Annotated in this window: 15 protein-coding genes; 11 read left to right on the forward strand and 4 right to left on the reverse strand. The window is 33.0% G+C overall.

Annotation, left to right across the window (positions count from 1 at the left end; all coding sequences use genetic code 11):
* A partial coding sequence (locus ACHRVZ_RS20460) for a choice-of-anchor L domain-containing protein (protein ID WP_395424870.1) occupies window positions 1–2,140 on the reverse strand: 2,140 nt, incomplete at its 3' end.
* Between the two features lie 501 nt (window positions 2,141–2,641).
* Here ACHRVZ_RS20460 and ACHRVZ_RS20465 point away from each other — a divergent pair.
* The 6 genes from ACHRVZ_RS20465 (at window position 2,642) to ACHRVZ_RS20490 (ending at window position 8,004) form a co-directional block, all read left to right on the forward strand.
* Window positions 2,642–3,127: a SixA phosphatase family protein gene (locus ACHRVZ_RS20465; RefSeq protein ID WP_395424872.1), complete on the forward strand. Its 486-nt coding sequence runs from the start codon at window positions 2,642–2,644 to the stop codon at window positions 3,125–3,127.
* Window positions 3,128–3,132: 5 nt separating this feature from the next.
* On the forward strand, window positions 3,133–5,214 hold the full coding sequence (gene ppk1 / locus ACHRVZ_RS20470; protein ID WP_395424874.1) for a polyphosphate kinase 1: 2,082 nt from the start codon (window positions 3,133–3,135) through the stop codon (window positions 5,212–5,214).
* Window positions 5,215–5,247: 33 nt separating this feature from the next.
* Complete coding sequence (locus ACHRVZ_RS20475) at window positions 5,248–6,138, forward strand: Ppx/GppA phosphatase family protein (protein ID WP_395424876.1); 891 nt, start codon at window positions 5,248–5,250, stop codon at window positions 6,136–6,138.
* A gap of 74 nt (window positions 6,139–6,212) precedes the next feature.
* Window positions 6,213–6,794, forward strand: coding sequence for a TMEM175 family protein (locus tag ACHRVZ_RS20480; protein WP_395424878.1), 582 nt, complete (start codon window positions 6,213–6,215; stop codon window positions 6,792–6,794).
* Between the two features lie 12 nt (window positions 6,795–6,806).
* A complete protein-coding gene (locus ACHRVZ_RS20485) occupies window positions 6,807–7,367 on the forward strand; it encodes a Crp/Fnr family transcriptional regulator (RefSeq protein ID WP_395424880.1) in 561 nt (186 codons plus the stop codon).
* Window positions 7,368–7,425: 58 nt separating this feature from the next.
* A complete protein-coding gene (locus ACHRVZ_RS20490) occupies window positions 7,426–8,004 on the forward strand; it encodes an NAD(P)H-dependent oxidoreductase (protein ID WP_395424882.1) in 579 nt (192 codons plus the stop codon).
* Between the two features lie 41 nt (window positions 8,005–8,045).
* Here ACHRVZ_RS20490 and ACHRVZ_RS20495 read toward each other — a convergent pair whose 3' ends face one another.
* Both ACHRVZ_RS20495 and dnaX read right to left on the reverse strand, forming a co-directional pair.
* Window positions 8,046–8,420: a DNA polymerase III gene (locus ACHRVZ_RS20495; protein ID WP_395424884.1), complete on the reverse strand. Its 375-nt coding sequence runs from the start codon at window positions 8,418–8,420 to the stop codon at window positions 8,046–8,048.
* A 281-nt stretch (window positions 8,421–8,701) separates the two neighbouring features.
* Window positions 8,702–9,787, reverse strand: coding sequence for a DNA polymerase III subunit gamma/tau (gene dnaX / locus ACHRVZ_RS20500; protein WP_395424886.1), 1,086 nt, complete (start codon window positions 9,785–9,787; stop codon window positions 8,702–8,704).
* 313 nt (window positions 9,788–10,100) lie between these two features.
* Here dnaX and ACHRVZ_RS20505 point away from each other — a divergent pair, with 313 nt between their 5' ends.
* From ACHRVZ_RS20505 to ACHRVZ_RS20525, 5 genes are all read left to right on the forward strand, one after another.
* A complete protein-coding gene (locus ACHRVZ_RS20505; RefSeq protein WP_395424888.1) occupies window positions 10,101–11,156 on the forward strand; it encodes a hypothetical protein in 1,056 nt (351 codons plus the stop codon).
* 139 nt (window positions 11,157–11,295) lie between these two features.
* On the forward strand, window positions 11,296–11,697 hold the full coding sequence (locus ACHRVZ_RS20510) for a hypothetical protein (RefSeq protein WP_395424890.1): 402 nt from the start codon (window positions 11,296–11,298) through the stop codon (window positions 11,695–11,697).
* Window positions 11,698–11,706: 9 nt separating this feature from the next.
* Window positions 11,707–12,156, forward strand: coding sequence for a nuclear transport factor 2 family protein (locus ACHRVZ_RS20515; RefSeq protein ID WP_395424892.1), 450 nt, complete (start codon window positions 11,707–11,709; stop codon window positions 12,154–12,156).
* 218 nt (window positions 12,157–12,374) lie between these two features.
* Window positions 12,375–12,854, forward strand: a complete 480-nt coding sequence (locus ACHRVZ_RS20520; protein WP_395424894.1) for a BON domain-containing protein — start codon at window positions 12,375–12,377, stop codon at window positions 12,852–12,854.
* Between the two features lie 8 nt (window positions 12,855–12,862).
* Window positions 12,863–13,234, forward strand: coding sequence for a LysM peptidoglycan-binding domain-containing protein (locus ACHRVZ_RS20525; RefSeq protein ID WP_395424895.1), 372 nt, complete (start codon window positions 12,863–12,865; stop codon window positions 13,232–13,234).
* Between the two features lie 273 nt (window positions 13,235–13,507).
* Here the strand turns inward: ACHRVZ_RS20525 and ACHRVZ_RS20530 are convergent, their stop codons facing one another.
* Window positions 13,508–13,801: a hypothetical protein gene (locus ACHRVZ_RS20530; protein WP_395424896.1), complete on the reverse strand. Its 294-nt coding sequence runs from the start codon at window positions 13,799–13,801 to the stop codon at window positions 13,508–13,510.
* Between the last annotated feature and the right edge of the window lie 82 nt (window positions 13,802–13,883).

Genomic DNA, 13,883 nt, shown 5'->3' on the forward strand with positions numbered 1-13,883 from the left:
TTGTATTCCATGAATAAGTATAAGTTCCGGTTCCTCCAGTTGGTAGAGCAGTTGCAGTACCTGTTGTTGAAGCATTACATAGCACATCTACTTGCGAAGTTGTAGCTGTTAAAGCTGTTGGCTGATTGATGGTTACCGTTCTGGTTATTTGACAAAGATTCGCATCTTTAATCGTTACCGTGTAAGTTCCGGCTCCCAAACCAGTAGCAGTAGCTCCGGTCTGAACAGGAATTGTATTCCATGAATAAGTATAAGTTCCGGTTCCTCCAGTTGGTAGAGCAGTTGCAGTACCTGTTGTTGAAGCATTACATAGCACATCTACTTGCGAAGTTGTAGCTGTTAAAGCTGTTGGCTGATTAATGGTTACCGTTCTGGTTATTTGACAAAGATTCGCATCTTTAATCGTTACCGTATAAGTGCCCGCTCCCAAACCAGTAGCCGTAGCTCCGGTCTGAACCGGAATTGTATTCCATGAATAAGTATAAGTTCCGGTTCCACCAGTTGGTAGAGCAGTTGCAGTTCCTGTTGTTGAAGCGTTACAAAGCACATCTACTTGCGAAGTTGTAGCTGTTAAAGCAGCAGTTGGTTCTGTAATGGTTATTTGTTTTGTACCGGTACAACCTTTTCCATCAGTAACTGTTACAGTATATGTTCCCGCAGCTAAATTAGAAGCAGTAGCGGAGGTTTGTATCGGACTTGTATTCCAAGAGTAAGTATAAGGCGTAGTTCCGCCAGATGCAGTTACAGTTGCAGAACCTGTTGCGGTAGTTTTACATTTTACATCAACATGTGAGGCAACAGTTTCAGTTATGACAATATTCGTTTGACTAACAACAACCGGCTTGATATCATAGCAGCCGGACTGAGCGTTTAAGCCTTTTATATAGTATGTGCCAACAGGCGCAACTGTTGGTGTTGTATATGCAATTGTGGCTGCAGCATCTTGCCAGTAAGTATAGGTTAATCCTGCAGTACTTCCAGCTGTAATTGCTGGCAAAGTAATATTAGCAGTTCCATTTAGACAAACAGGAGCCGGATTCGTAATCACTAATGTATTTGTAGCAAAACTTTTAGCTTTTAAAAATACACCAGAATCCCATTGTTGATCAGATGCATCGGCAATCGCCATTTTTATTTTGTAGTTTTGTCCAGGTGTAACGGCATAAGTAGCAGTAAGAACAACTGTCGATCCATCATATTCCATTGTAGTAGAGCCAATGGGATTATTGGTGTAAAATGCATCATTTTTAGCAACAAAAGGAACGCCATCTACGGTTGCTCCTGCTGAATGTATGTTGTTTACTGTTACTGCATCGCCATTTGTTAATCGGGCTAAATTAGTAGCGCTGTTAGTATATGTACCGCTTATACCAGAGCCGCTTAAAAAGAATCCAAAAGCATCGTTGAATGAACTATTAACATATTCAAGATATTCTTCCGATGCAAAAACAAATTTAAATTCTACTAAATTTCCATCAGGCACAAAATTAAATTCCAAAATTGAAGCATCGTGCATAGTTCTGCCTGAAATGGCAGCTAAATCTGGATCACTTGCCTCATCAACCATTAGATCAGATTTGTTGGTGTAAGTATTAGGTCCCATTGCAGAACTAATCTTTCCGGTAGATAGAAGAAGACCTTCATCTATTGGGAATGTCGAACTTCCTTGACTGTAATAACCCAATTGGCGATCACCCGCTGTATTAGACCATGCGTGATCAACCCAAGTCCAAGAATTATTATTTCGTCTGTAATATCCAAAACGAACATTGCTAATGGTTAAACAACCGGAAGTTAATATGTTGCGAACCAGTTGGTCGGCAGTATAATTGTTATAACCTGCAGCAGGATTGGCTACATCTATAGATCCGGCGACAGCTGCTAGAGCACTAATTCCCGCGCTTTTTGCTGCAGACTTCGAGCTTACTTTACTCGTAGACAATGTGTTTCCAATTCTAACAGGTACTTCTTGTGCAAGTGCAGTCGAAGAATAGAATACAAATCCTAAAATTAAAATTAAAAGAGATTTTAAACTAATTTTAGAAAAGGCTTCTTGTTGAATGTTTTTTTGATATGGGAAAATATACTTACAACATTCTATGAATTTCCCCACTTTTTTTAGAGTAGATTTAGTTCTCATATTTTAGGATTTTATTTTTGAAGTATTTATCTAATTTTAACAGAATCAAAGTTATATAGTCTGTATTATTTTGATTTTTTTTGTCTATAACTAACCTAAAAACTCGTTGAAGTGTCTTTTTTTTGTTATATAAAGGTTAAAAAAAGTTTTTTTTTGCCATTTTTAACAAACAAGAAAAGGTCTTATTTTTGTTTTTTTGACTAAAAAAGCATTTTTTGAAATACCTTAAATGATTAATTATCAGGTATTTAGTTAATTTTTTTGGAATTTGCATAATGTCGACCAAATGCATGGTTTACTAGATGAACTGCACTTTTTGTTTGAAGAGATTTTTTTTGTTTTTTTTAATTTTTAAAGTTTTTGAGTTCATTTATTCTTGTTAAAAATTTTATTTAATGTTAACAGAAATAAAAAAAGAAGAGGGTTTGAGATTTCTTTTGTAAATTAGAACTTCAATTAAAATAGTAGCCTCTATGTAAGAGGTATGTAAATCTTTTACTTATGAAAAATTTAATTTTAATACGTCATGCAAAATCAAGTTGGGAAGCTCCTTTGAAAGATTTCGATCGGCCTTTAATGAAAAAAGGAATTTTAGATGCTCATGAGGTATCAGCAAATATTTCAAAGTTTCTTCCAAAAACATATATAATGTGGAGTAGTACAGCGGCTCGTGCCTTAGAAACAGCGCTTATTTTTGCTCAAAATATTTCATATCCTATTGAAAGTATCGTTTATAAAGACGATCTTTATACCTTTGATGATAAACAGCTCGAAAAGGTTATTAAATCATGTGATAATAGTTTCGAAAGCGTTATTCTTTTTGGACATAACGAGGCTATTACAAATTTTGTTAATAAATTTGGAGATGTATTTATTGAAAATGTTCCAACCTCAGGTTTTGTATCCTTGCAATTCGACGCAGACAGTTGGGACAGTATTAATAAAGGTAAAACTCATAAAACAATTTTCCCCAAAGATTTAAAATAAATAAAGTGTACGAACAGAAATATATCGATAGAGAAAAAAGTTGGTTAGCGTTTAATGCAAGAGTACTTCAGGAAGCTGCAGACAATACGGTTCCGCTTTTAGACAGACTGCGTTTTGTTGGAATTTTTTCAAACAATTTAGATGAATTTTTTAGAGTTCGATATGCTGCAATTCGAAGATTAAGCCTATCCGGAATTTCAGGGGAAAAATATTTAGGTGGAGTTTCAGCCCACCAATTAATTAAAGATATTACCGAAATCGTAATTCAGCAACAATCTGAAAGTTTACGTATTTTGGGTAATATCGAAGCCGAATTAGAAGCTGAGAATATCTTTATTATAAACGAAGATCAAATTACAAAAGATCAGGAAATTTATTTAAAAGACTTTTTTACCCAAAAATTAAGTCCTGAATTGGTTACAATTATCCTGAACGATTTAGCTGAATTTCCGGTACTAAAAGATACTTTAGGATATTTAGCAGTTCGTTTAGAAATGAACACAAACAACGAAGTTCGTTACGCAGTTATCGAAATTCCAAAAACAATGAACAGGTTTGTGGTTTTACCATCAAACGATGATAAACATTACGTTATTTTAATAGATGATGTGATTCGTTATAATCTGAAAAACATATTTAATATTTTCGATTATAAAAGTGTTTCAGCTCATATGATTAAAATTACGCGCGATGCACAATTAGATATCGATAGTGATTTGAGTAAAAGTATGCTCGAAAAAATTGCTACTTCAGTAAAAGATAGAAGAATAGGAGAACCGGTTCGTTTCATTTATGATAACTTAATTGAAGAAGATACATTACGTTTCTTTCTTGATAAAATGAAAATTGTTGAAACAGATAGTATAATTCCCGGCGGAAGATATCACAATCGTCGTGATTATATGAGTTTTCCGAATCTGGGGAGATTCGATTTACTTTATAAGCCAAATGAGCCATTGCCAATTCCGGGTTTGAGTTTAGGCGGAAGTATTTTGGAGAAAATCAGTAAAAAGGATTATTTATTACATGCTCCATATCAGTCATTTTCATACTTAACAAAGTTTTTGCGTGAAGCAGCTTTAGATCCAAAAGTGACCAGTATAAAAATCACGTTGTATCGATTGGCAAAAAATTCACAAATCATTAGTTCATTGATTAATGCTGCTAAAAATGGAAAAAAAGTAACAGTACAAATCGAACTTCAGGCGCGTTTTGATGAAGCAACAAATATTTCATATGCTGAACAAATGCAAACAGAAGGAATTGATCTGATTTTTGGAATTAAAGGTCTTAAAGTACATAGTAAAATCTGTGTGATAGAAAGATTTGAAGAAGGAAAAGCACGTCGTTACGGGTTTATTTCAACAGGAAATTTCAACGAATCAACAGCTAAAATCTATACAGATGTTACGCTGCTTACTTGTCATCAGGGAATTTTAAAAGACATTTCTAAAATATTTGAATTCTTTGATATCAATTACAGAGTACACAGATATAAACATCTAATTGTATCGCCACATTATACGCGAACCAAGTTTATTAAACTCATTGACCGTGAAATTTTGCATGCTTTAGCGGGTAGAAAAACACATATAAAGTTAAAAATGAATAGTTTGTCAGATTTTAAAATGATCGATAAATTATATGAAGCCAGTAATGCAGGAGTAAAAATTCAGCTTCAGGTAAGAGGAATTTGTTCGTTGATACCAGGTATTCCCGGAATGAGCGAAAATATTGAAGCCATAAGCATCGTCGATAATTATTTAGAGCATTCAAGAGTTTATATTTTTGGAAATGCAGGTTTAACCGAAGTGTATATTTCATCAGCTGATTTTATGACCAGAAACCTTGATGGAAGAGTTGAAGTTACCTGTCCAATTTATGATCTTGCAATAAAGAAAGAGCTGATCGATAATTTCAATATAGCATGGAAAGGAAATGTTAAGGTGAGATATCATTCCTATAAATTAGATAATAAATACAAGCCTCGAAATCATCATGCCCCTTTTAGAGCACAGTTTGAAACCTATAAATATTATCAAAATAAAGTAGAGGTAATAGAGGAAGTTGTGCAGCGTACAAATTAATAAAAACTATAAAAATTAAAATCATAAGTGAGCATGATTAATATAAGGAAACTTGCAGCAATAGATATTGGTTCAAATGCCATGAGGCTACTAATATCCAATGTTGTAGAACAAGATGGTAAAGAACCACAATTTAATAAAAGTTCGCTTGTTCGTGTGCCAATTCGTTTGGGACAAGATGCCTTTACAGTAGGAGAAATTTCAGAAGAAAATATAGATCGAATGGTTGATGCTATGAAAGCATTCAATCTTTTGATGAAAGTACATAAAGTAGAACGTTATATGGCGTTTGCAACTTCGGCAATGCGTGAGGCATATAATGCAAAAGAAGTTGTAGCTTTGATTAAAAAGAAAGCCGATATTAAAATCGAAATTATTGATGGTAAAAAAGAAGCTGCTATTATCGCTTCTACAGATTTGCATCATTTATTAAAAACTGACGAAACTTATCTTTTTGTTGACGTTGGCGGTGGAAGTACTGAATTCACTTTATTCTCTGATGGGAAATTAATAAATTCGAGATCATTTAAAGCCGGAACCGTTCGTTTGCTTAATAATATGGTTCACGATGTAGTTTGGGATGAAATTGAAAAATGGATAAAAACCAATACTGCCGATTATGAAGAAGTTACATTAATTGGTTCTGGAGGAAATATCAATAAATTATTTAAGATGTCTGGAAAACAGCAGGAAAAGCCGCTTTCATACATTTACATCAATTCACAATATGCCTTTTTAAATTCATTGACATACGAACAAAGAATTGCCGAATTAGGACTGAATTCAGATCGTGCCGATGTAATTATTCATGCAACAAGAATTTATCTTAATGCTATGAAATGGAGTGGAGCACGCCAGATTTACGTTCCTAAAATTGGACTTTCTGACGGAATAGTAAAAGCAATGTATTACGGAAAAATTTAAATTTTTACTACAGATTAAATGATTTTTAATGATTTTAATCTGTGGCAAAAAAAACGCAACAACAATTAAACTAGATGAATAAAACTAGACTCGAAGCCTTTAGTGATGGTGTTTTGGCAATCATTATAACCATTATGATTTTAGAAATTAAAGTACCTGAAGGACATGAGTTTGCCGATTTGGAAGCTCTAATTCCAAAGTTTTTGAGCTATATCTTAAGTTTTATTTATGTTGGAATTTACTGGAACAATCACCATTATTTAATTCATAGTCTAACCAAAGTCAATGGAAAAATCCTTTGGGCCAATCTGCATTTATTGTTTTGGCTGTCTTTAATTCCTGTTGCTACCGGTTGGATGGGTGAACACAATTTTGCAAAAGCTTCTATGGCTCTGTATGGTATTGTGTTACTATTGTGCTCTATTGCCTACTTTATATTGCAAAGAATTATAATTATTGCTGAAGGAAAAAACTCAATAATTGCCAAAGCAATAGGTAAAGACGTTAAAGGAAATGCATCGTCAATTTTGTATATAATTGGAATCGTTTTTTCATTTTACAATGAATGGATCTCAGGAATTGCCTATTTTACCGTTGCTATGTTATGGCTTATTCCTGATAAAAGAATTGAAAGAGTTTTTGCATCAAAAGAATAATTCTGCTTTAAAATGAAATCTGTTTTTCAATCCATTCAAAATTTATCTCAGGAAGAATTAGATCAATTAGATCGTTTAATTACTTTTCGAACACTTAAAAAAGGCGAATTATTATTGCAAGAAAATCAAGTTTGCAATGAAATCTTCTTTATCAAAAAAGGAATTTTAAGATCTTATTTTTTCAACCATCAAGCTGATGAGATAACGAATTGTTTTGCTTTCGAAAATGATTTTATGGCTTCATTTTCGAGTTTTATAACACAAAATGCTGCCGAAGAAAATATTCAGGCTTTGGCAGATACAGAACTGCAGGTTTTAAGTAGAGAAAACTTAGAAAAACTTTATAGTCAGGGAATTCATTGGCAGGAAATCGGACGTAAATTAACTGAGACGGAATATGTAACACTCCAAAAACGAATGATTTCTTTTCAAAAATTATCCGGAACGCAACGTTATGAAGAGCTTTATCAGAATCATCAAAAATACCTGCAATTAATTCCACTTCAGTATTTAGCTTCTTATTTAGGTGTTACACCAAGACATTTAAGCAGGATTCGAAAAGCAGTTTTCTAGGACATTTGTCCAGTAATAATTTTCATTGGAGTACTATTTTTGTTAAAAAAGGAAACACATGAAAAAGATACTGATTATAAACGGACATCCAAATCCATCAAGCTTCAATTTTGCTATTGCTGAATCGTACTTAAAGGGCGTAATTACTTCTGGTGCGGAAGTAGATACAATTACAATAGCCGATTTAAAATTCAATCCCAATTTACAGTTTGGTTACCAAAAGCGTACCGAGTTTGAAACTGATCTGGTAGAATCCTGGAAGAAAATCCAAAAAGCAGACCATTTAGTATGGATTCATCCTGTTTGGTGGGGTGGACTTCCTGCTATTACAAAAGGATTTATAGATCGTTTGTTTTTGCCTGGAATGGCGTTTCAGTACCGTGAAAACTCAGTTTGGTGGGATAAACTCCTAAAAGGTAAAACAGCTCATATTATCACGACTTTAGATCAGCCTGGCTGGTATTATAGATTGTTTTTTGGAAGACCAAGTGTCAATCAATTAAAGAAATCTACTTTGGGATTTTGTGGAGTAAAACCAGTAAAAGTCAGTTATATCGGAGTTGTAAAAACTGCTGAACCTTTTCAAAGAGAAAAATGGTTAAAGAAAGTCTTTGATTTCGGAGTGAAAAATAAATAAAAAAGGCTCGTACAATTAGTGCAATTTGTCACAAAAGAATTTTAAGCTTGTAAATCCAATCCAAATGTAGTACGTAAAAGATCAATATTTGGGTTGATTTCCATCAAGCGATTGTATCGATCCTGATCGTTAAGGCTGCGTTTAATCTCGATAGTTTCATTAACATTGACCTCAATTGTAATGTCATGATTGTGTAAATGACCTTTTAAATGTCCTAAAAGTCCATGAATCTGCCCTTCAAAATCTAGTTTAGAACCTTCGTTAGGTAACTCAAAAGTAATAGTAGTCCCGTTTAAAGTAGGATCGTTAATTAATAATAACGATTGCATGATTTTGTGTCCTTTATCCCCCAAACGTTGCGCATATTTATTCCATTGCACCAACATTTCAGTCTCTGTAAATTCTTCTGTTGGCATTACAGAAGTTGGTTTTACGTAAGATTGATTGGCTGCTTCTAATTCTTTTTTCTTGCGAATACTTGATAATGAAAATGCCGAAACTCTTGGCTCGTTACTAACTTCAGGTTTTGGAGCTGCAGGAGTTTCTATGTTTGTTGAAGTTGGAACTTCCGTTGCATGATTTGTAGTTGCTGCTTTTGAAACAGGATTTTGTGTTTCAGCTTGAGCTTCGACTTGCTGCTTTGGATTTTGAACTTCAACTATAGAATAACTGCCGTTTTTATAATAAGTAGGCGGAATTATGAATTGCTCAACTTTTTTTTTTCTCCATCAAAGTTGATAGAGGCCAATTGCATCAAACATAATTCGACCAAAAGGCGTTGGTTTTGACTTAATTTATATTTTAAATCGCAGTCATTTGCAATATCAATTCCTTTTAGTAAAAAGTCCTGAGAACATTTTTGAGCCTGAACACAGTACATTTGTTGTGCTTGTTCCCCCACTTCAAGTAAAGCGATGGTTGCAGGAGTTTTGCTTACCAATAAATCTCTAAAGTGAGAAGCCAGACCAGCAATAAAATGATGCCCGTCAAAACCTTTTGCAAGAATATCATTGTAAGCCAATAAAAGATCCGGAATCTTATTTTCTAAAAGTAAATCGGTAATACTGATATAAGTTTCGTAATCTAAAACGTTTAAATTTTCAGTTACAGCCTGACGCGTTAAATTTGTTCCACAATAGGAAACAACACGGTCAAAAATAGATAAAGCATCACGCATTGCGCCATCTGCCTTTTGAGCGATAATGTGCAAAGCATCGTCTTCAAAATTGATTCCCTGACTTGTTGCAACTTCAGCTAAATGTTCTTTAGCGTCTTTTACGGTAATTCTTTTGAAATCAAATATCTGACAACGAGATAAAATCGTTGGAATAATTTTGTGTTTCTCTGTTGTTGCTAAAATAAAAATAGCATGTTTTGGCGGTTCCTCTAATGTTTTCAAAAAAGCATTAAAAGCTGCCGAAGACAACATATGAACCTCGTCAATAATATAAACTTTGTATTGTCCGGTTTGTGGCGGGATTCGAACCTGATCAATCAAGCTACGAATATCATCAACCGAATTGTTTGAAGCAGCATCTAACTCAAAAACGTTAAAAGCAAAATCTTCATTTGGATCATCGTATCCGGGCTGGTTTATTTTACGAGCCAAAATACGTGCACAAGTTGTTTTACCAACTCCACGTGGTCCGGTGAATAAAAGGGCAGAAGCAAGGTGATTGCTATCAATAGCATTCAACAAAGTGTTGGTAATGGCTTTTTGCCCTACAACATCCTTAAAGGTTTGTGGGCGATACTTACGAGCCGATACTACAAATTGTTCCATATTCTTTTTATTCGATAGCAAATATAGGCCGAAAATTACCAATTCACAAATCTGAAATTGATAAATCTTTGGAGGATTTTTGAGTGTTTTGAATGTGAGGAAGTAACGCGTTTTTTTTATAAAGTTTCCTTTATAATTTATGAATCTTGAATTTAATTTTAAAAGATTAGAAATCAGAATCTAAATTTTTTGTAATAAAAAAGAATTATTTTTAACATCAGAACCACAAATTTACTTATAGAAGAAGGTAAAATGATTGCTTCTTTTATAATTGGAAAGGATTGGAAGAATTCTTAAAAGAAAACAGAATACAATGAAAAGAATAATACTGATTTGTTTGTTATTGCTTAATAGTGTGATTTTTAGTCAAAATAATAATATTGATAAAAAATATCTAATACCTTTTGATATTGAGTTTAAAGGTTGTGTAAAAAAAATTACTTTAAAAACCTTAAGAATCGACAGGATGAGTACGAAAATTGATTCTGTAAAAACTAATTCAGAAGTTTCTTTTTCAAACAACGGAAAGGTTCAATATCTAAAGCTCTATGACTATAGAACTATGGATTCATGGAGAGATATAGAATTTGACGCATTGGAAAGAATAAAGAATATATCAAAAAATAATGGGATTTTGAAGGTCACTTATCTAAATCAATATTTTAGCGGTAATTCTGAATTTCCAGATTCAACAAAAAGTAATATTGATGAAAAATACAGAGAAAAATATATTAATAGATTTACTAATAATCTAGTAACGAAGCAAGAACGTTATGTAAATGACACTTTGCAAGATTACAGGCTTTATAAGTACAATAAACAGAATCAGTTGATTGAAGATTTATATCATAATCCGGAAAATGATAGTGATGAAACATTAATTACAAGTGATTCAAAAGATGGATATAAATTATCATTTTATCCGGAAAGGCAAACACTATATGAATATAAAAAAGATAAGGATACTACAATCGTCATAAAAATAAGTCCAAAGTACTCTCGCAGAGAAGTTATAAAAAGAGCAAAAAATAAAAATTTTGAATTGAAAATTGTAGAGAATTATAGTAAGGACTTTTTAGAAAGAAAAGAAATTAATTGGACTTCAAAAGATTCTTTGTCTACTCGTGTCTACGTATACATGGGCAATAAAGAAGTAAGGGATTACTATTTTAGTTTTCAAACCCCTAAAAAGATTGTGTACAAATCAAAAAGTAATTCTTATAATTATGAACAAGAAGAAGAAAAGATTACTGTTTACAATATTGACACAGTGTATGATAAATTTAAAAATTGGATTAAAAAGACACGTTCAAAAGATGGGGAAATTGAAAGTATTACAGAAAGGAAAATTGACTATTATTGTCACTAAGCTAAAGCTAAATTCATCTGTTTCTGGAAGTAATTTCTTAAACCAAAATAAATCGCATGCAACAATTCAATTTTAAAAATAACATCCTAAACCTAAAAGTCAAAAAATCACCATTGGCAATCAGAATTGTAATGTTTTTTTGGCTTTTGCATCTTTTATTTTACCTGTTTTTGGTACTATTTGGGGTTTGTCATTGGGTGGCGGATTAGATATTGGTTATTTAATTGGAGTGGGACTATTTTCAGTTATAGGATTTTATCTTCTTAGAATTGCATTATGGAATACTTATGGCGAAGAAACTATTGAGATTTTAGAAAATAAGATCACTTATGAAGCAAATTATAACTGTTTTAAGGATGGAAAGAAAGAAATGGCAATTACAGTTCCAAGCTATTCTTTTAAATCGGTTGGATATGGAGAAGATAATGAAGGAGTTTTAGTTATTAGTTCTGAAAATGTCCAAATGGAATCGGTTGTAAAAATGCCAATGGAGCAGATAGAATCATTGTTGTTTATATTGAAACCTGTTGCTAATTCTTAATTTTACTATATGAAAAAATATGTACTGTTAATTGTAATCGCATTTTATTCTTTTCAACTTCAGGCTCAAACTGCCCAGGATACGCTAGATATCAGGCGTGTTGCTTTGGCTTATATTGAAGCACAGCATAATCCGAATCCAAAATTGATGGAAAGTGCTTTACATCCTCGATTGGTAAAAAGGTCCGTTTTTAGAAACAAGGCCGCCCAAAAAGATTATGTGTCTGAATACTTTGCAGAGAACATGGTAATTCTGGCGGAAACGTATAATGCAAAAGGGGATAAGTTTCCTAAAAATCCGCGAAAAGACTTGAAACTACTGGATGTTTCGCCAAGAACAGCATCGGTAAAATTATTAGCTGATACCTGGATAGATTATATGCATATTGTAAAAACGAATGGCGAGTGGAAAATTATAAATGTGCTGTGGCAATATAACGATGTGACGCAACATGAGTAGTATTGATATAATGATTCTTTTGCAAAAGGAGCCTTACAGCTAAAAAGGAATCTGTTTTATTTAATAAATCATAGAAGTTCTGAATTATAAAATTCAGAGCTTTTTTTATGTATTGATTTTAAGAAATTAATAAGAATTAAAAATGTAGGATTCTTTTTTAATTAACTGTTAATTAATTTATTAACTTAGGTGATTAATTAATTTTAAAAACTATCACTATGAAAATTAAATCGATTTTATTGGGATTAAGCCTTGCTTTTTCTTTAGTAGCTTGTGGTCCTAAAGATGCAGACATTCAAAAAGAGATTGCTGCAAAATTGAGTGCTTTACCAGGTGTTGAAGTTACCGTAAAAGATGGAGTTGCTACTATTTCCGGAATTTGTAAAGATGCCACTTTTAAACAAAATGCAGAAACCATTATTAAAGGAATTAAAGGAGTGAAATCAGTTGTGAATAATTGTGAAATTGCTGCTCCGGAGCCAGTTATTGAAACTGCACCGGTTGAAATTAATTCGGATAGTGTTTTAAATACTTCGGTAACCGAGGTTGTAAAAACGTACAGTGGTGTAAGTGCTACAGTTAAGGATGGTGTGGTAACTCTTAACGGAAATATCAAAAGAGAACAGTTACCAAACTTAATAAAAAGTGTACAGGAATTGAAGCCTAAAAAAGTAGAAAATAAGCTAACTATTAAATAAAATAAGTCATGAGTTTACTAGATAAATACAAAGAGTTAACAGATTTAGCTACTAACTTAGGTATAGCAAATTTACAAGTGAGAGAGCAGGATAATGTATTGTATGTTGATGGTACAGCAAAATCTGCAGAGGACAAAGAAAAGCTTTGGAGTGCTTACGGAAAACTTGACCCTGATTTTAGATCGGCTGATGTGGTGATGAATATTGCGGTTGCTGAGACAACTACTACAGATTATACTGTTGTAAGTGGTGATTCGTTATCTAAAATTGGTAAAGCACACGGCGTTTCTTGGCAAGCAATTTTTGAAGCCAATAGAGATATTATTAAAAACCCTGACCTGATTCAAGCAGGTTGGAAATTAAAAATACCAACAGCATAAGTTATTTATGAGCTGTTTTAAGAAGTCCGTCATTTTATGATGGGCTTTTTTTGTTTTTAACCGCAATCTCGATAGTTATCAAGATAAAGAATCACTCTCATTTTTGTTATTCCGAGGAACAAGGGATTTTTGTAAGTAATTCGACAAAGTGATTGTCAGGCTGAGCGGAGTCCAAGCCCACGTGTCAATTCGAGCGTCCTTCGACTCCGCTCAGGGTGACATAACATGAAGATAAGAAAAGCAGACAGCAGGACAGGAATAGCTCCTAAGAAATCACCTTCCTTTTATACTCAAATCGCTTAAAAACTTTTCGGTTTCCTGATCTGAGTCGGCAGAAAAACCTGATACATAAACACCTTTTTTACCTGTTGTTGATTTAATTCCGTATACAACTGCCTCATCGCCCGGGTCTGAATTACCCTCGTATCGATACACATGAACAATTTCAAATTTTTCAGGATTCTTTTTTATCATGTCTGAGTTTAAATTAAAATCAAACGTAAATCCTTTTTCATTCAATTGATCTAAAGCTTTTGAAACAGTTGCGTAGTGATACATTCTTGTCATGATAATTGAATTTTAAAATTATGGATTTTAAAGATAACCAATTTAAAATTAAATTGTTACGAAAATAGCTTGAAAATCTAAA

Origin of the sequence: Flavobacterium sp. FlaQc-57 (assembly GCF_044007395.1) — a bacterium.
Classification (GTDB): domain Bacteria; phylum Bacteroidota; class Bacteroidia; order Flavobacteriales; family Flavobacteriaceae; genus Flavobacterium.